This window comes from Mesotoga prima MesG1.Ag.4.2 (genome assembly GCF_000147715.2).
GTDB lineage: Bacteria > Thermotogota > Thermotogae > Petrotogales > Kosmotogaceae > Mesotoga > Mesotoga prima.
The window spans coordinates 1,195,376-1,212,231 of the sequence record NC_017934.1 but is presented as its reverse complement, the minus strand read 5'-3'; the positions used below and the strand labels follow the sequence as shown (position 1 = coordinate 1,212,231).

At 45.1% G+C, this 16,856-nt stretch carries 18 protein-coding genes; 8 read left to right on the top strand and 10 right to left on the bottom strand.

Annotation, left to right across the window (positions count from 1 at the left end):
* Window positions 1–273: 273 nt before the first annotated feature.
* Complete coding sequence (locus THEBA_RS14960; RefSeq protein ID WP_081484613.1) at window positions 274–432, top strand: zinc ribbon-containing protein; 159 nt, start codon at window positions 274–276, stop codon at window positions 430–432.
* A 127-nt stretch (window positions 433–559) separates the two neighbouring features.
* Window positions 560–751: a YegP family protein gene (locus THEBA_RS05830; RefSeq protein WP_014730839.1), complete on the top strand. Its 192-nt coding sequence runs from the start codon at window positions 560–562 to the stop codon at window positions 749–751.
* 755 nt (window positions 752–1,506) lie between these two features.
* Here THEBA_RS05830 and THEBA_RS05825 read toward each other — a convergent pair.
* Both THEBA_RS05825 and THEBA_RS05820 read right to left on the bottom strand, forming a co-directional pair.
* On the bottom strand, window positions 1,507–1,767 hold the full coding sequence (locus tag THEBA_RS05825; protein WP_236609218.1) for a PIN domain-containing protein: 261 nt from the start codon (window positions 1,765–1,767) through the stop codon (window positions 1,507–1,509).
* A 138-nt stretch (window positions 1,768–1,905) separates the two neighbouring features.
* The gene (locus tag THEBA_RS05820) at window positions 1,906–2,151 is read right to left on the bottom strand and encodes a hypothetical protein (protein WP_041928097.1); all 246 of its coding nucleotides are present in this window, start codon (window positions 2,149–2,151) and stop codon (window positions 1,906–1,908) included.
* Between the two features lie 479 nt (window positions 2,152–2,630).
* Between THEBA_RS05820 and THEBA_RS05815 the strand changes: the two genes are divergently transcribed.
* Window positions 2,631–2,912, top strand: a complete 282-nt coding sequence (locus THEBA_RS05815; protein WP_014730837.1) for a type II toxin-antitoxin system Phd/YefM family antitoxin — start codon at window positions 2,631–2,633, stop codon at window positions 2,910–2,912.
* Entirely contained in the window at window positions 2,909–3,307 is a 399-nt protein-coding gene (locus tag THEBA_RS05810) for a putative toxin-antitoxin system toxin component, PIN family (protein WP_014730836.1), read from the top strand. Before THEBA_RS05815 ends, THEBA_RS05810 begins: the two co-directional genes overlap by 4 nt.
* A gap of 1,506 nt (window positions 3,308–4,813) precedes the next feature.
* On the opposite strand, the gene THEBA_RS14955 is transcribed toward THEBA_RS05810, so the two are convergent.
* The gene (locus THEBA_RS14955; protein ID WP_201764213.1) at window positions 4,814–4,948 is read right to left on the bottom strand and encodes a DUF4160 domain-containing protein; all 135 of its coding nucleotides are present in this window, start codon (window positions 4,946–4,948) and stop codon (window positions 4,814–4,816) included.
* A 139-nt stretch (window positions 4,949–5,087) separates the two neighbouring features.
* Window positions 5,088–5,264 carry a DUF2442 domain-containing protein gene (locus THEBA_RS14235; protein WP_148269992.1) on the bottom strand — a complete coding sequence of 59 codons (177 nt, stop codon included), beginning with the start codon at window positions 5,262–5,264 and terminating at the stop codon, window positions 5,088–5,090.
* A 577-nt stretch (window positions 5,265–5,841) separates the two neighbouring features.
* Between THEBA_RS14235 and THEBA_RS05800 the strand changes: the two genes are divergently transcribed.
* The 3 genes from THEBA_RS05800 (at window position 5,842) to THEBA_RS14380 (ending at window position 8,076) form a co-directional block, all read left to right on the top strand.
* Entirely contained in the window at window positions 5,842–7,131 is a 1,290-nt protein-coding gene (locus THEBA_RS05800) for an AAA family ATPase (RefSeq protein WP_014730833.1), read from the top strand.
* 4 nt (window positions 7,132–7,135) lie between these two features.
* The gene (locus THEBA_RS05795; protein ID WP_014730832.1) at window positions 7,136–7,732 is read left to right on the top strand and encodes an RloB family protein; all 597 of its coding nucleotides are present in this window, start codon (window positions 7,136–7,138) and stop codon (window positions 7,730–7,732) included.
* 170 nt (window positions 7,733–7,902) lie between these two features.
* On the top strand, window positions 7,903–8,076 hold the full coding sequence (locus THEBA_RS14380; RefSeq protein ID WP_158309298.1) for a hypothetical protein: 174 nt from the start codon (window positions 7,903–7,905) through the stop codon (window positions 8,074–8,076).
* Window positions 8,077–9,010: 934 nt separating this feature from the next.
* Here the strand turns inward: THEBA_RS14380 and THEBA_RS05785 are convergent.
* Window positions 9,011–10,174 (bottom strand): ATP-binding protein, encoded by a 1,164-nt coding sequence (locus tag THEBA_RS05785; RefSeq protein ID WP_014730830.1) that lies wholly within the window; start codon window positions 10,172–10,174, stop codon window positions 9,011–9,013.
* 502 nt (window positions 10,175–10,676) lie between these two features.
* Between THEBA_RS05785 and THEBA_RS05775 the strand changes: the two genes are divergently transcribed.
* Entirely contained in the window at window positions 10,677–11,891 is a 1,215-nt protein-coding gene (locus tag THEBA_RS05775; RefSeq protein ID WP_014730611.1) for an IS256 family transposase, read from the top strand.
* 851 nt (window positions 11,892–12,742) lie between these two features.
* On the opposite strand, the gene THEBA_RS05770 is transcribed toward THEBA_RS05775, so the two are convergent.
* The 5 genes from THEBA_RS05770 to THEBA_RS05750 all read right to left on the bottom strand — a co-directional run bounded on the left by THEBA_RS05770 (window position 12,743) and on the right by THEBA_RS05750 (window position 16,640).
* Window positions 12,743–13,660: a nucleotidyl transferase AbiEii/AbiGii toxin family protein gene (locus tag THEBA_RS05770; RefSeq protein WP_014730829.1), complete on the bottom strand. Its 918-nt coding sequence runs from the start codon at window positions 13,658–13,660 to the stop codon at window positions 12,743–12,745.
* Window positions 13,657–14,253 carry a type IV toxin-antitoxin system AbiEi family antitoxin domain-containing protein gene (locus tag THEBA_RS05765; protein WP_407656339.1) on the bottom strand — a complete coding sequence of 199 codons (597 nt, stop codon included), beginning with the start codon at window positions 14,251–14,253 and terminating at the stop codon, window positions 13,657–13,659. The genes THEBA_RS05770 and THEBA_RS05765 overlap by 4 nt, the downstream gene beginning before the upstream one ends.
* 752 nt (window positions 14,254–15,005) lie before the next feature.
* On the bottom strand, window positions 15,006–15,281 hold the full coding sequence (locus THEBA_RS05760) for a hypothetical protein (protein WP_006486339.1): 276 nt from the start codon (window positions 15,279–15,281) through the stop codon (window positions 15,006–15,008).
* Window positions 15,282–15,663: 382 nt separating this feature from the next.
* Window positions 15,664–16,017, bottom strand: a complete 354-nt coding sequence (locus tag THEBA_RS05755; RefSeq protein WP_006486337.1) for a VOC family protein — start codon at window positions 16,015–16,017, stop codon at window positions 15,664–15,666.
* A gap of 41 nt (window positions 16,018–16,058) precedes the next feature.
* Window positions 16,059–16,640 (bottom strand): hypothetical protein, encoded by a 582-nt coding sequence (locus tag THEBA_RS05750; protein WP_236609217.1) that lies wholly within the window; start codon window positions 16,638–16,640, stop codon window positions 16,059–16,061.
* Between the last annotated feature and the right edge of the window lie 216 nt (window positions 16,641–16,856).

Here is a 16,856-nt window from a genome sequence, read left to right as displayed (position 1 = left end):
AGATTAGACTTTCTAATCCACTCTTGTTTCTTGCTTCTTCTATTAGCAGATTTGTGTGAACTAAATTCTCAAGATAGGCTCATCTATGATTACCATAAGCTGCGTTTTGTTTTATGTTGATAAAGTAGTAAAATAAAGGCATTATTAATTGCTGACTTACCTATCTACTCTGGGGAATTTGCTTCGTAGAAGGAGTGTCATTGCTGCTCAAGTTGAAGCACTCAATTCTTGGAATCACGCTTGATGAGTTATGCATAAGTTCACTGGAAGGAGGTGAAAAGATTGGCAACAACGGGCCAGAAAGTCGAAGTCTCTGGCATCTACAAATGCACAAACTGTGGTAATGAAGTCACTTGTGTGAAGGGCGAAAGATTTCCTCCATGCAGCAAGTGTTACGAGACTAATTTCACTCTAGTCCGAAGAACAAAGTAGCTGGCCAGTGATTTCGAAACCAAAGCTGGACAGTAATTCTAAAGAAAGACTTATTGTTATTTGAACGTTGTGTCGTGCAAAAAAAGCTATCAGGTGTCTTGACCTGACCAAGGAGGTAGAAAATGCAATGAAAGAACCCCGGTTTGAAATCTTCAAGGACAAGAATAATGAATATCGATTCAGACTCCTAGCACCCAACGGAGAAATTATTGCCACAGGCGAAGGTTATTCAACCAAGAGCAATTGTAAAGACGGCATTAATAATGTGAAAGAATACGCACCAATTGCTCAGATTAAAGACTTGACTGAAGCAACTTGACCAGGGATATCACGACCTTTCGTGACAGACTCCATTATTTGCATTCCAGTAATCTGGTTCTTCGTTGCGAAGCTAGGAGCTTTGTTCTTCGTTCATAAGAGCAATATGCGAAAGACCAGTTCTTCGACGCTGTGCCAAGGTTGTTGGTTGAGGACCTCGAAGAAAGTGACGAGAAGAGAGAGATCCCGTGCAGAACCCCCAAACAGGATCATATTGGGGCAGGCACTACGGGATGACAACTACTTCTAAGGTCAACCGTCAAGGGTCCACCGTCCTCCGATAAGAACGAATCCGGATCTTGTGTTTAGAAAGAGCCAGATCCCGTGCAGAAGCATCACGGGATGACAGAAGAGGCGCAAAAAATGTGACAGACGTCAGGAGCGCGTCAGTCCCCTATTCGAAATACTACGCGATGACAATTTCAGATGATTGTGCAGTTCTCTTGTAGGGGCGAACGGCCGTTCGCCCGAAAAAGGTCCTGGTTGGAATCTCTGCCTTTTACGCGAAAAATGGGACCATAGGAACCGGTCAGTCCCCATTTTCGCTCTCGCTTTCTGGTGAGCGAGGCGAACGTCTCGTCAATGCTCTTTCTCGATTGATCCTACCGGACGTAGGACTACCTTTCTCTTGGATGGCTGACGAAGGACATTTCTTTGAGGCGTGTAGCGCTTCTCTGACGATATTCTGTGCTAACTATTCACAATGACATGGGGGACATCAAGTGGGAGGGTCGCTGAACAATATCGGAGATTCAGTTAATCTATCCAGTCTTGCAGCTTCAATCCCGGAATTCTGCTGAAGTGTTTCATATTGTGCGTGACTAAAGTTATGTCGTTTTCTATGGCTGTACCAGCTATGAGAAGATCCATATCATCCAAAGGCGTTCCGAGTCTTCTAAGATACGCGTAGTGAGTCGCAGCAACAGAAGCTGATTCAAGAGTAATAGGAAGTACTTCATTGAAAAGACAAAACTCCAGGAATTGCTCTATTTGTCTTGTCGCTTCAATGTGTCTCAAACCGCTGAGTATTTCGTAGTACGTTATTAGGCTCAGATAGACTTTCTCGTGATCTGTGAATATTCTTCCATTCTGGATACTACCGGAGAATGGCCAAGGAAGAACATGGAAAGTATGTCTGTATCCAGAAGTGCTAAGTCAGACATTGCGCTCCCTTCTTGCCTTTTCTCTTCGGTCTCTTAGTTTATTGATCATAGTGTTGTATTGTTCCGAATCCATCTCTTTCCATGAACCTGCATAGTCGGTAATCGATCTTCTCTTTGGCTGAAGATCCGAAAGATCGGACTTACTGCTTCTGATTAGTTCCAGTAGCAGCTGAAGCTTATCTTCCGGAATATTCTCAAGCTCGTCAATCATTTGCTTCCTGATGCTAGCCGGTTTCATAAGATCACTTCCCAAGAATTCTCGGTGTTATTTTAACACGTGTTTGGAGCAAAGCATTCATATCGAAAGGGCGAGACGGATGACAAGAGCGAGATCCCGTATAGGAGCTCTACGGGATGACTATGTGAGAGGATTCAGGGCGAACTTTACGGGATGACAATGTCAGACGATTAAGCGATTCTTTTGTAGGGGCGAACGGCTGTTCGCCCGAAAAAGGTCTTGGTTGAAATATCTGCATTTACGCGAAAAATGAGACCATAGGAGCCGGTCAGTCCCTATTTTCGCTCTCGCTTTCTCGTGAGCGAGGCGAACGTCTCGTCAATGCTCTTTCTCGGTTGTTCAGAACGCACAGCAGGCCTTTGTTGCTCCAGGAGGACTATCTGATGATAATAAGTAAGAGAAGGAAAAGGAACCAGTGGCATCCGAATGTTATAATGTATGATTAATTGTATGATATATTTGTATACGAGGTGGTCATGATGAAATATATTGCTACTCGAGATTTGAGAAGCAATCCCTCAGCAGTGTGGGAAACGCTTGATGAGGGATCCGAGGTTATCGTAACAGTTAATGGCAAGCCCAAAGCAATAATGATAAGAGCTGACGAGGATCTAGACTTCTTAATGAAGGCGATTTCGCGGGCAAAGGCAGAGCTCGCAGTTGAGCGGATGCGACTTCAGTCTTTGAAGCTAGGCCTTAATAGCCTATCTGCAGAGGAAATCGATAGGGAGATAACGGAGAGCAGACAAGAAGACCGATGAGAATAGTGCTTGACACGAATGTGCTTGTCTCTGCGCTTATCAATCCATACGGTAAGCCTGCTGCTGTATTGAATGCAATCCTTTCTAGGTTCGTCGTTCCCTGTTATGATGCAAGAATAATCGATGAGTATGAGAGAGTTTTGCGTAGACCCAGGTTTCAATTCTCGAACGATGATATCCGCTCGCTCTTGGACTTCTTTCTCAGGGAAGGTTCTTTTGGGAGCCCTGAGCCTGTCTCTATAAAACTTCCTGATTTATCTGATTTACCTTTTGTCGAAGTTGCGCGGGCCTCCGGTGCTCCTATCGTTACCGGGAATGCAAAACATTTTCCCGAGAATTTGGCGAGAGTGATGAGTCCCGCAATGTTAGTGGACGTTATTCACAAAAGATATTAGAAGCATCAAGAGGGTATGCGTCTATCATCTCAACAGGCAATGAGAGTGTTATCGTAATTTCAAGTTCTGAACGCTCACTTCAGATCCATTTGCATCGATAGATGGCGACTCCATTATTTGCATTAACGTAACTCAGACTCATTCGTATATGCTGGAAGTAGGGATTCCATCTTGTAAAACCCGTCCTGCGTCCGTCGTCCCAGATCATGGACCCGTCCTTGGAGAACAAGAGCAAAAGAGCTGTTCTTCGTTCCGACACTTTGTGTCCAGGTTCTTGGTCAAGAACTACGAGAGAGGAGAGAGGGCGAGACTAAAGAGATGAGATCCCATTCAAACGCATTTCGGGATGATAGAGGAGGCGCTCATCATTGGAGGCTCTACGGGATAACAGCCCCTTCTCAGGTCAACCGTCAACGGTCCACAGTCCTCCGATAAGAGCATATTATATTTCGAAGATCTTCAGTGCCAGTCTGCTAACGCAGGCCAGTCAGGTTCCGCCTGGCCAGTCTCGCATTCGGCGAGGCCAGTTCCGCTTCACGGGGAAGGAGCCAGTGGATGAGAAACACTGAGCGGTTTACGCAGGGAAGAACGATTCTTCGACACGTCGCGTCCAGGTTCTTTTTTCCTTCGTAATGAGCCCGAGAGAAAAGCGAGAGATGAGAAGGAAGAGAAGGACTGAGATCCCGTACAGGAGCTCTACGGGATGACAGTGGGGATATACTGGATGAAGCAACATGTTTTCGCGGCAGGATACTCTCGCCTCATGTCATCTGACGTGCTTCTGGTCAGAATCCCTTCCTTTCGCGAAAAAGGGACAGACCATAGGAACCGGTCAGTCCCTATTTTCGCTTACAGCGATCAGTGGCTCTTAAACGTATGTCGATCTCTATGTCGAGATCCCGTACAGGATCACTACGGGATGACACCGCTAAACGTCATCCTGACAATGGTTCTGGAAAAATTCATCTTCATCACGAAGTAAACAGTACCACCTTGAATACTGTTTATGGATCATAAATCCATAAATTATACGAATTATGTGGATTAATCATCCGCGATATAGAGACCATCAACAATCCTAGAAAAAGAAGTAAGAGGCCAGAGGAATGCATACCTTTAAGGACTTCTTCTTCCAGGAAAGAGAGAGAACGGGATACAAGGGAGATAGAGAGGGAAGAGAGAGAAAAAAAGAGAGAGGGTGAGAGAAAGAGAGGACGAGACTGAAGAGACGAGATCCCGTACAAGATCACTACGGGATGACCGAAGAGGCACGAAAAATGGGACCATAGAAACCGGTCAGTCCCTATTTTTGCCGGAGCCATCCGTAGTTCTGAAGAGCGTCAGTAGTCACACATAGTGAAACCCAGAAAGGTATGAGTGATTCATGAAATAGGTAGTCTGGAAAGAGCGACGGAGTCTCTATTTCAGCGGTGCTATCTTTCTCAAAGGTTGCAGCGCCTTTGCATCTTCCCATGCTGCAGAAAGATCTTTCTGGTGCATTGAAGCTCATTCAATTACCAGTCCCAGGGCTCTGTGAGGCAAGGAACCTGCGATTACTGCCAATGACTCTATTTCTATGATAGCTTCATGTTCACCATAGTGAGCATGAAAGTGTGAAGGAAGATGATCTTCGTAGTACATGTAGATTATTTATCCATAGAAGCGACTGATTTCAGTCATTCAGACAGTGGTCTTTGTTTTGGGAAGATTTCTTCTGGCTTCTTTCCCGTTATTCTCAGAAAAAGAGAATCGGCGCAGATCTCAAGATCTTCTCCCCACGCTAAAGCTCTGCCGTCCCTGATAATGCTAACGCTTTCAAAAAACTCATCATCGTGAGAGGAGCAAAAAGAGTAGATTTTGCCAGTTCAGAAAAATCTACAGTTCCAGATACTCCATTTTCAAAGGTGAGTCTTAACTTCAGCCCTTCAGTAGCTATTGCCTGAGCTATTCTTATCATAATTCACCTCCCCCTATGCCTGAATTATAGCACCGCAAGCATTTGAAGTCAGACTCGCAAAGAAAATTTGGAAAACAAACAGAGACAAACTCTATTATTCCATTCTCAAGATTGCCTGTTTCTTGGGGACTCCATTCTAGAAATTGCTTAAGGAAGCCTTGCTTGTCATCCATCCAAATATTTCAAGCCAGAATTGAATTGTCTTTCGGGACGACCAACAAAAACGACTCTTAAGAGCGTATGGTAAAGAGATGGCGCGGTTTAAGTTCATACCTTGCGCGGTCGCGACATGTGCTTGACCTTCAGGAGAGTGTCTCTTACCATTAAGCGCTGATTTAGGATGCAATGATAATGATGGGTCCACAGTTTTTTGTTGAGGATTACTTTAAAGGTGAGTCATTTAGCCATACTCCTTTCAGTGCAAGACAATTCACGAAAAAGAACGCGAACTCTACTATGAAGTCTTAACATGTGTATTTGTATATATATCACGAATATGATATATTAGAGTTGACTTTTTTATCCAGTCATAAATGGTCGATAGTCTTTATGTGCTTTGTACCGGGGAGGTGAGGGGATGTTAGTTTCTTTCGCGATTGAGAATTTCCGTTCCTTTCTAGATGAAACCGTCTTCTCCATGGAGTGTGAGTCTGTCTCGGAATTGCAAGAACTCAATACTTTCGTTTCAGGTAAATGGTGTCTACTGAAGTCTTCATTCATTTACGGAAAGAATGCCGGAGGCAAGAGCAATCTTCTCAAGGGAATAGCAAAGATGCGTGATATCCTTCTTCACTCCTTTGATGATAGCTATCGCCTTCAGACAGATCGTTTTGCTTTCAAAGAGGGCGCGGAGAAAAGACCAACGAAGTTTGAGATTGAGTTTCTTACAGAGTACAGCGGGGGTCCTCGCAAATTCAGATACGGATTCGAAATTCAAGGGGATAAGATTTACAGCGAGTGGCTTTTCATTACTCATGAAAGAGAAACAAGGATCTTCTCGAGGGAATCCGCTTCGAAGAAAGATATCGTGATCACTAAGAAATATGGAGAATTGAAGAAGTTCGTAGAATTCACAAATCCTAACGTCTTATTCTTATCAGTGATAAACAAGATTGGCTCTGTTGATCTTGTGAAAACTGTTTTCGACTATTTCCTGTCTATGATAATTATCGATGCGTCAAGATTTCCTACGTCTCTCACTGCAGCCAGGCTCTACGAAGACAAGACACTCTATGAAAAGACTGTGAATTTCATGCGTGAAGCCGACCAAGGTATAAGTGGACTTGAGATTAGGCGTGAAGAATTTGAAGATGTGGAGGCCTATTTCAAAGATATAACTGGAAGGCGTAACGACTTAGAAATCGATATTACGCAGGTGCATGATGGAAGAGATGGTTCAAAGAAGTTTCTTAGCTATGATGTATTCACCAGTCATGAAATGTATAACGCCGATAGGTCTATGAAGGCGAAAATCCTTTGTGATCTACGAGATTTTGAATCTGAGGGCACGAAGAAGTTCTTCAAGATCCTCGGTCCGGTTGTTGATGCATTGACTCACGGCAAGGTAATCCTTATCGACGAAATTGACTCAAAGCTGCATCCGCTTTTGGTAGAGGCGCTTATCGACAAGTTCAACTCTATTAGCGAGAATTCTAAGAACGCTCAAATGATCTGCAACACTCACAACCCTTTGATCCTCGAAAGCAAGAAAGTTCGTAGAGACCAGTTCTGGTTTGTTGACAAAAATGAACTTGGAGAGAGCTCGCTCTATAGACTCACTGATTTCACAAATGTAAGAAAGGATCTGAATCTTAAGAAGGCGTATTTGCTGGGTCAATTTGATGGTATCCCTAAGATGAGGTTCTAGAAAGATGAAAAGAAAGCAACGGCGCTCTAGAAAGACGAAAGATACGATTGTTATTGTATGCGGAAGAACCAAAACAGAGGTCAATTATTTCAAGAGTTTCGGATTGAAAATCGGTAGACTGGGCAAGGTTCGAGTTGAAGTGATCGGAACAGGTAGCAATACAGCCGAGCCAATAGCGCTAGTGAAGAACGCTATTTCGCTAAAGGATTCCGATTCATCAATTGCAGCGGTATGGGCAGTATTTGACAAGGACAACTTTGATCTGGGACCAGCGATAGATGAAGCACGTGATAGTGGAGTAAGCGTTGCATGGTCAAATCAAGCCTTTGAAATATGGTTCATTCTACATTTCGAATTCTTCACACGTGAGATAAATAGAGCCAAGTATAGTGAAATTCTTGAAAAACATCTTGGAAGCAAATATGAAAAGAATGATCGCAATCTCTTTGACAAAACCTTTGCAATGATAGAAAATGCAATCGAGAATGCGAAGAAAGGCCATCAACAGCATATTACATTCGGGCATGATCCCGATAGCGCGTGTTCGTGCACGACGGTATACAAGTTAGTCGAAGAGCTTCTCAAGTGGATAGAAGATTAGAGAGCTTAGTTCCATTTCGGGACTGACCTTTAGGGACTCCATTATTTACATTCCGATAAGATAGTTCTTCATTCAGCTAAAACAAGTCTGGCTTGAACGGTTCCCCCTCCTCCGACTAGAAGTTGAAAGACGCAAGGCGCCGAAGAGCATCGGCGATCAATTAAGAAGTGATGCCCGGAGAAACATCCGGGGAAGTGAGGCCGACTGCGTCGGGAAGTGATGCTGGCGCTTACGCGCCAGGAGGCAAAATGAGCCAGTCTGGTAACGCAGGCCAGTCACCTTCGGTGGCCAGTCTCGCCTTCGGCCAGGCCAGTTCCGCTTCGAGGGCAAACAAAGACCATTGAGAAAGAGCATTGCGGAGAGGTTCGCTGCGCTCACGAGAGAAAGGAGAGAGAGAAGAAACCAATAGGATTGGCGATGAAATTTACACCGTCACATGCATCTCTTTCATCTCACTTTGACTAACCTAGAACAGATTCTTCCTCTGGAAGAAAGAGCAAGTTTTTCCTCATTGACGTCTGCTCTTTTCGGAGAACGGTGGACCGCCGACGGACAACGTCGTCTTCACAGCGATCAGAGGGTTTTCTCAAGAGTTGGAATAGACGGGGACAGACGTCAGGAGCCCGTCAGTACCCTATTCGAAATGCTACGCGATGACAATGTTAGACGATTATGCGGTTCTTTTGTAGGGGCGAACGGCTGTTCGCCCGAAAAGGCCTTGGTTGAAATGTCTGCATTTTACGCGAAAAATGTGGCAGACCGTAGAAGCATTTGGGAGCCAGTCAGGCTCCGCCTGGCCAGGATCGCTATGCGTACCGCGTTTTCAAGACCAGATCCCGTGCAGACCCATCACGGGATGACAGCAGAGGGTGGATTTAGGCACATTTAATACGAATTGAAAGCACATCAAGTCATCCTGGCATGCTTCTGGCCAGGATCTCGGTTTTTCGCGAAAAATGTGACAGACGCTTAGAGCTCGTCAATCCCCATTTTGCTTACAGCGGTCAACAGGTTTTTGTTTCTAAGAGCATAGCGGTTCATGGGTGTGAGATCCCGTACAGGATCACTACGGGATGACAGCATGTGGGAACTAGGGGATGACAGCCTTTCAAGTCATCCTGACAATGTTCCTGGTCAGGATCACGGTCCTTCGCGAAAAATGGGCTAGACGCTAGGAGAATCGTCAGTCCCTATTTTCGTTGCAGCGCGTAGCGGGTCCTTGTTTTTAAGCGTATAGCGGATCTTAGAGAGAGCCGGCAGGGTAACTACTAGTTAATGTCAGTATTGAAAGCCAAGTGTCCACATCGGAATCGAGTTTGAATAGGGCAAATCAGTGTCGTCTCTTATTACGAACTCCGCTTTCTTTGGTTTTTTGCTCCTTCCTCCCACTTCAATAATCTTTCCATCTACAGAGAAATCTCCGTTTCGCTCATCCGCACATGCAAAGACTTTTCTACCAGCATCTTCGAAGGATTGTGCCACAAAGGCTTCTCTTCTTGTTCCAATATTTCCTGTACCAATTGAGTAGAAAGCAGGGTCGCCAAAGAATATTTTTTCACCCTTGGAGAAGGTTCGATTATCGTTTTCTCTATATACTATTCTGATTACTCCTGTTGCGTTCATTACAGTAAGAAGTTCGTAGAGCTTTCTCTTCCCTATACCCCAGTCTCTACACATTCTCTCAATGTTCAATGTTAATACTTTTGAAGTCGCCAAGAACCCAACAACGGCATTCATTAGCCTGAAGTGAATATCCGAGATTTGGGGAACGAAGAACGGAACATCTCCATGTAGTGTTTTTTCGATAATGTGTTCTATTTGCTCTCGAAAGTCCCATTCCATGTAAGACGGCCTGAATCCTCTCTCAAGATACTCTTCAAAAGCAGAAAGTACGTTTGTACCGTTCATTATCTCTTTAACTGCCGAAGGTTCGGGAGAAAATGGTTCTAGTTGTGGCAAAAGTGTTCCGTCTCTAAGAAATATGTATTCTCTCAAAGACATTAGAGGGATTTGAACCCTGGAGAATCTTCTTGATAGATCTGCGATCCCCTGTCTTAATACTAGGCTGCTGCTATCGCTAGCTATTACAAGCTTTCCTGGATAGGAATCGTAGAGGGCCTTAAGATGGATGCTCCAATCTTTTGCGTAGTGAGCTTCATCCACAACTATCCCCTCATAACCCCTTACGAAGGCCGTCTTTGCTATACTCCATATGTCACTAGTAGAAACGAGAGGATTGTCAGCCGAAACGTAGAGTACTTTTCTCTCCCTAAATCTGTTCAGAAGGAAAGTGGTTTTCCCAACCCCTCTTGGCCCAAAGACAAGGACTGCCCTGTTCTTCATGTCTATTTTGTCGAAGTAAGGCCTCAGTCTCGACGGAAGCTCCATTTCCTTCCTTTTCTGCACCTCTTCAAGTGACTGAACTAACTCGTCCGAATCCACAAGATCATCTCCTAGCGTTTCACTTTGAAACTATATTAGCATAGATTCGTTCCCATACGAAACGAACCCATGAGTTCGGAATAGCAACAGGAACCGTCATTGGAGAGAGCGAGAAGAGGAGCAAGATCAGCAGCGGGTCTCGGGTATCGCAAGAGCAGAAGTGAGGCTCGCTGGCGCGAGGAAGTGATGCCCGGAGAAACATCCGGGGAAGTGAGGCCGACTTCGTCGGGAAGTGATGCTGGCGCTTACGCGCCAGGAGGCAAAATAGAGCCAGTCTGCTAACGCAGGCCAATCAGGCTCCGCCTGGCCAGTCTTGCCTTCGGCGAGGCCAGTTCCGCTTCGAGGGCAAACAAAGACCATTGAGAAAGAGCATTGCGGAGAGGTTCGCTGCGCTCACGAGAGAAAGGAGAGAGTTGAAACCAATAGGATTGGCGATGAAGAGTATGTAAAGAAGATTGTGTAAACCCTCTAGAATGGAAGAGAAGATTGGAGGGAAAAGAAGATGAAATTTGACAGAGAAAAGATCAAGTCGTTAATCGAGAAGAATGGATTTGAAAACGTTGGAGATGTTCAAGAGGCAATGAAGGAATTGTTTGGTGACGTAATCAAAGAAATGCTTGAAGGAGAACTGGAAGATGAGCTTGGATATTCGAAGCATGACTACAAGAACAAAGAGACTGACAATTCCAGGAATGGACATAGCAAGAAGACAGTTAGGAGCGATTACGGAGAAATAGAACTTGAGATACCAAGAGACAGGAAAGGTGAATTTGAACCGGTTGTTGTGAAGAAACACCAGAGGGACATTTCTGGTATAGAGGATCAGATAATCTCCATGTATGCAAGGGGAATGACAGTAAGAGATATTCAGAGTCATATAGAGGATATCTACGGTTCCAGATTGTCTGCAGAGAGCGTAAGCAGGATAACGGACAAGATACTGCCACTGGTCTCCGAATGGAGAAACAGACCATTAGAATCTGCGTATGCGATAGTCTACATGGATGCCGTATTCTTCAGGGTCGTTGAAAGCAACCAGGTAAGGAAGAAAGCACTCTATATAGCCTTAGGAGTATCCCTAAATGGCCACAAAGACATTCTAGGCATGTGGATAAGTGAAACAGAAGGAGCAAGCTACTGGCTAAGCATTCTCAACGAATTGAAGAATCGCGGGGTTGAAGACGTGGCAATCTTCTCAATAGATGCATTAAGCGGAATGGAAGAAGCCATAGAGGCTGTATATCCATTCTCAGAGGTTCAGAAGTGCATAGTTCACCAGATAAGAAACACCATGAGATATGTTACCTGGAGGGATCGTAGACCTCTAGCACGCGATCTCAAGACAATTTATCAGGCACCTACAAGAGAGGCAGGATGGAATGCATTGCTTGCACTAGAAGAGAAGTGGGGCGACAAATACCACTTGTCAATAAAAAGCTGGAAAGATAACTGGGAAACTCTCTCAACCTTCTTTCAATATCCAGAGGAACTGAGAAGATTGGTTTATACAACTAATCCCATTGAATCAGTTAATAGACAACTCAGGAAGGTGACGAAGAACAAAGGAGTCTTTCCAACAGACAATTCTCTCTTAAAGATGGCTTATCTAGCAATAATGAACATAACAAAGAAATGGACAGTAAGAACTCTTGATTGGTCCAGGATCCTTACTCAACTTGTGATAAAGTATGAAAGATTAGCTAAGTACATAAGCTGATTCTTAAACCCATTACAAAAAAGGGGTTTACACAAAAAAAGAGACAGAACCGGGAAATAGAACGTGTTTTCGAGGCAGGGGACTTTGACTTCAGGTCATCCTGCTCGCTTCTGGCCAGGATGTCGGTTTCCCCCGAAAAATCGGGACAGACGTCAGGAGCTCGTCAGTCCCCTATTCGGTTCCCTTATCAGTACGCTTTTGGGCGAACAGCCGTTCGCCCCTACAAGAAGTGCATGATTCTTAATTGGATCACTGATCAAGAGGATCGACTACCGGCTCTTCACGTTCTTCCTGTGCAGCATATCTTTTGCTCCTCTCGCTCGGGCGGAGTGGGGAGAATCGTTTACGGTGAACCTGCAAATGTCTCCCGCCGGAGGCGGAACGGACGGGGACAGATGTCAGGAGTTCGTTAGTCTTCCATTCGAAATGCTACGGGATGACAATTTCAGATGATTGTGCAGTTCTCTTGTAGGGGCGAACGGCCGTTCGCCCGAAAAAGGTCCTGGTTGGAATTTCTGCCTTTTACGCGAAAAATGTGACAGACCGTAGGAGCATTTGGGAGCCAGTCTGCTGACGCAGGCCAGTCAGGCTCCGCCTGGCCAGGCTCGCTATCCGTGCCATGTTTTCAAGACCAGATCCCGTGCAGACCCATCACGGGATGACAAACTGAGGCATTTCAGGGCAGGCTCTACGGATTGACAGAAGAGGGTGGATTTAGGCACATTTAATACGGAATGAAAGCATATCAAGTCATCCTGGCATGCTTGTGGCCAGGATCTCGATTCATGGCGCGAAAAACAGACGTGAAGAGCGAAAAGATCTTGGTTTTCTTACCTCTAAACTCTAACCTCTTACCTCTGTCCCACTCGTCGGAACTTCCAGCTTAGGTCATCAGGCTCCCAGTACGAGGCGAAGATCTCATCTCTCTGTAAGGCTTCAAGTACAGGGATTAGGAAGCTCTTGATTTGGCTTATAACTTCCTCAAGAGATGTATCAAACGTAGTGTTTTTCTTTTTAGCGAAGGCTGCCCATCTTCTCTTATGGAGTGAATCGGAAATGAATTGCTTCTCGAATGCGACGATCTCTTCCATCGGTGTGCCACGATTTCTAAATGTTTCCCCAATTGCGGCTTGCAGTGTTGTGCCATTGAAAGGAAAGAATCTGGACAGCAAAAAGATGTCGTAGAAGTCTTTGTAGCGACTGGTCAGGAAACCCAGCGAGGCTATCGCTTCCAGTTTTTCTGCAATAACCGATTCTTTTGAGTATGCGAATACAACCGGCTCCGGATCATTCAGCAGAACCGGGAATTCCATCTGAACCCTCTCGGGTGTTATGCAGTCGCCAAATCCGACATCGACGGTTACGGATAATCTTGTTCGCTCTATGTAGGCCGTAATGGTTATCCGAGTACCGGGGTATTGTTTTGCATCTGCAATGGTGCGTAGGTTCATACTTTCCAGATCGAAACGCATCCCATCGTCGGTATCTACCGAGAAGATATCATAGAAAACCTTCTCGAGAGATTCCTTTTCGTTGCTGATCCTCTGCGCCAGCAGATCTATATCGGTTGTTGATCTCGGGAACCGCCCTTCAAATAGCGCATAAAGAAAGATCCCGCCTTTCAATGTGAATTTGTCTTTGTGGGGAGAGAGGGATAATCTGTAGATGGTTCGTTCAAGCGCATAAATTTGCAGTAGATCCTGATAACTCCGGCCTTGCTTTCGGGCCAGATTTCTCAGTCTGGCTTTTACAGATGCTGCCTTGTTCATAGCAACACCTCCAGATAGGTTCTTAGTATCTTTGAATTGCCGAGTTCCTTGGCATATCTGTATAGTCTGTTCAGGTTTCTATCTTTTTTTGCGAGATACTGAACAAGCACTTCCTTTGCGACTTCAATGCCAAGTCTTTCGCGATATTGCAGAATGTCGATCACTGTCTTTTCCGGATCATAAATGGAGAACTGATTCGAGTCTTCGTGAATAGTCACGATTCCGGTTTTGTATCGCATGTTGCTGTAAAAGTAAAGTTGAATCTGAGGCCACTCTGGCATCGTATAAATCCTGTCGCTCCTGGGAATCGCCACGTCTATTGCTGTGGAACGCTCTGTGGTAAGCTGCCAGTAGATTGCCGAGCTAATCAGGCAGATCACACCCCTTGGCACATAAGCATTGACATAGTAAAAGTCCGATTCATCTCCCTCGTAGATTAGATTTTCATAGCTTTTGCGCGTCAGTTTCTTAAGGATATTCTCCTCGATAAGCTTCTTGATACGATAGAAGCTATATCCCATATCTTTGAGTTCATCTATTCTAATAATCTTCTTCTGAGGCAGTTGGTGCCTTGTTGAGTCCAATAATCTCACCTCTTTATCAACACTTTCAACGAACACCTGCATAATTACGTATATGCAGATGTTCATTAAAATTGTATCATGAATTGCAGTGATTTAGTTGGAGAGCGAAGAGCCGTCCTTCGTACTTCGTCCCGGAGCATGGACCCGTCCTTGGAGAACAAGAGCAAAAGAGCTGTTCTTCGTTCCGACACTTCGTGTACAGGTTGTTGGTCCAAAACTACGAGAAGAGGAGAGAGGGCGAGACTGAAGAGACGAGATCCCGTGCAGAGTCATCACCGGATGACAGAAGAGTCGCTCATTTGGGCAGGCTAATCATGGCAGGCTTTACGGGATGACAACTACTTCTCAGGTCAACCGTCACCGGTCCGCCGTCCTCCGATAAGAACGAATCCGGATCTTGTGTTTAGAAAGAGCCAGATCCCGTGCAAAAGCATCACGGGATGACCGAAAAGGAGTTCGTCGGGTTAGGCTCAAAGTAGATGCTGAAACGAGTTTATGACGCGAAGGGCAGGGTATCGATTACAGGGTATGAGGTCTCGTGAAGAGAAGCGACAATCAATTCAGGGTTTCAATCCAGCTGAGGAAGTTGTCCCGACATCGGTTTGCGGAAGTCCCTCTCCATGTCATCCCGAACTCGTTTCGGGGTGACAGAGCAGAAGAAACGAGGAGTCTGTGGGTTTGGAAGGCTGTTATTCTGATTTCATCATTATGAGAACAAGGGCCCTTTCGGGCCCTTGACTTGAATTAGTAGGGGTTTTATTTTACAGCTGTGCTGCTTTTCCGAATCCTCTGCCGAGTCCCGGTCCCTTTTCGCCAGAGGCTCCGTGCCTGTAGCCTGTTCCATCCTGGGCATTCTTTAGTTCTCTTACACCGTCATTCGGGCAGTTGTCATTTATTCCGTCGCCGTCTGCATCCACAAAGTTCTCACAGGTTGTAGGATCCTGAACTCTCTGCATTGCCTTCGTTCCGTAACCTACTGCCAATGTCATTCCACCGATCAGAAGAACCGTTATCGTAATCAACACTATCTTTTTCATCTCTTACACCCCCATATGATTTTTGGTACATTCTCAGTCTACGGCCCGTTTCTTGGAGCCCGCTTAAAAGCCGCTTAGAGATTGCTTAGAGATTTGAAGAGGTACGATTATGGTCAGAGGTGCCAGGAAGGAGGATAGAAGAGAAGATTTCCACGCTCTTCAGAGTTTTTACGTCTGATCTCATACAGCTTTTTTTACCAAAAAACTGGACACTAAGTGTCGGAACGAGAATCTTAGGTGCGAAGCACCGGAACTATTATCTTCGCTCTTTAGGAAGAATTTGCGATGGTAGCGCGGAAGAACCGTAATTCTCTCTCTGGCTCTTTTCTCATGTTGTCAAGACATTGAGCGTAACCAAGAGGGAGCTTCGCTCCAGAGAGCATCACTCTCTTTGAATCAATCCGATCATGTGTCCTTCGGGATCGGTGAAAAAGGCAAGAATAGTGTTACCCGATTTGAAAGGGCCTTGAAGTATCTCCTGGCCGTGGTCTTGAACCCGCTTTATGATCTCGTTCATGTCTTCAACTTCAATATACAGTGCCCTATGAGTCGGAAGTACACCTTTCCCGGTGAATATACCGCCGTTTATGCCTTTGGGATCTCCGCTCTTGAAAGAATGAAATCCCGTGTCGCTAACTTCTGTTTCCCATTCAAAGACTTCCTCATAGAACTCGGAAAGCGACTCCCCATCTACTGCATTGATTTCCCAGTACACAACCGGCATTTTCTTCGCCATCTTAATTCCCCTCCAATTATTCAGAAATGCTTTGCAGCGTATTAGTGATAGTCATTTTCTCTTTGACAATCAGTAATCACGTAGTCTGCAAAGTAGATGCGTTGAAGACGGTGTTTTTTGTTTTTCAGCCTTCTCCTGTCGAAGAAGAAAGTCTCGACGGATGCCCATATGAAGACCCAGCTCGCAATGACGAGTATTTCGTGAAGCGCATAGGCGTTGAAAGAAAGCTCGGAGAGCAGTGAAGCCGTCCCCATAGCTAGAACACCGAATATCATCAGGACAACGCTAACTCTGGAAAGCCTCCTCAGATCAAGATCGACGTAGTAAAGCAAAGGAATCAGCTGCTTTCTTATGGAGTCTTTTATCTTTATCGAGGAATCGAGCAGATCACCGCAATCACAGTCGACCATCACAGTTAAATTACCTTTCAAAGGCAGATATTTGGTTTTCTCTTCAAGCACATCTATTGCTCTTTCCGCATCATCGCCCGTAAGATCCGGTCCCCTTAGGTTGAGATGAACATGATTATCATCCGCGCTCTCGGAATAACTTCCGACTAGATTGCGTAGTTCATCGAGTTCGTTTCTTTTTTCCGCAGAGGTAGCCTTTTGCAAGTTCTTCATCTCCATCGGGTGAACTAAACTTTCTAATTATTCAATAACCCTTTAGTTTTTCTTCCGAATGAATGATTATAAATCTAGTCGGGCATCAAAACGAAGTTAAGTGGGGAGTGTGAAATGTACAGTGAACCGGAAAAGAACCTCTTCCAAACCATTTGATTCTCGGGGGCCAATCAGTGTTCGGACATCACAGGTTTCTTAATCCCTTTCCTTTATGGC

What these genes read in the sequence shown, in the direction of transcription:
- THEBA_RS05830 (WP_014730839.1), top strand. Translation starts at nt 560, where the DNA reads ATGAAAGAACCCCGGTTTGAAATCTTCAAGGACAAGAATAATGAATAT.
- THEBA_RS05820 (WP_041928097.1), bottom strand. Translation starts at nt 2,151, where the DNA reads ATGAAACCGGCTAGCATCAGGAAGCAAATGATTGACGAGCTTGAGAAT.
- THEBA_RS05815 (WP_014730837.1), top strand. Translation starts at nt 2,631, where the DNA reads ATGAAATATATTGCTACTCGAGATTTGAGAAGCAATCCCTCAGCAGTG.
- THEBA_RS05810 (WP_014730836.1), top strand. Translation starts at nt 2,909, where the DNA reads ATGAGAATAGTGCTTGACACGAATGTGCTTGTCTCTGCGCTTATCAAT.
- THEBA_RS14955 (WP_201764213.1), bottom strand. Translation starts at nt 4,948, where the DNA reads ATGTACTACGAAGATCATCTTCCTTCACACTTTCATGCTCACTATGGT.
- THEBA_RS14235 (WP_148269992.1), bottom strand. Translation starts at nt 5,264, where the DNA reads ATGATAAGAATAGCTCAGGCAATAGCTACTGAAGGGCTGAAGTTAAGA.
- THEBA_RS05800 (WP_014730833.1), top strand. Translation starts at nt 5,842, where the DNA reads ATGTTAGTTTCTTTCGCGATTGAGAATTTCCGTTCCTTTCTAGATGAA.
- THEBA_RS05795 (WP_014730832.1), top strand. Translation starts at nt 7,136, where the DNA reads ATGAAAAGAAAGCAACGGCGCTCTAGAAAGACGAAAGATACGATTGTT.
- THEBA_RS14380 (WP_158309298.1), top strand. Translation starts at nt 7,903, where the DNA reads ATGCCCGGAGAAACATCCGGGGAAGTGAGGCCGACTGCGTCGGGAAGT.
- THEBA_RS05775 (WP_014730611.1), top strand. Translation starts at nt 10,677, where the DNA reads ATGAAATTTGACAGAGAAAAGATCAAGTCGTTAATCGAGAAGAATGGA.
- THEBA_RS05770 (WP_014730829.1), bottom strand. Translation starts at nt 13,660, where the DNA reads ATGAACAAGGCAGCATCTGTAAAAGCCAGACTGAGAAATCTGGCCCGA.
- THEBA_RS05760 (WP_006486339.1), bottom strand. Translation starts at nt 15,281, where the DNA reads ATGAAAAAGATAGTGTTGATTACGATAACGGTTCTTCTGATCGGTGGA.
- THEBA_RS05755 (WP_006486337.1), bottom strand. Translation starts at nt 16,017, where the DNA reads ATGGCGAAGAAAATGCCGGTTGTGTACTGGGAAATCAATGCAGTAGAT.
- THEBA_RS05750 (WP_236609217.1), bottom strand. Translation starts at nt 16,640, where the DNA reads ATGAAGAACTTGCAAAAGGCTACCTCTGCGGAAAAAAGAAACGAACTC.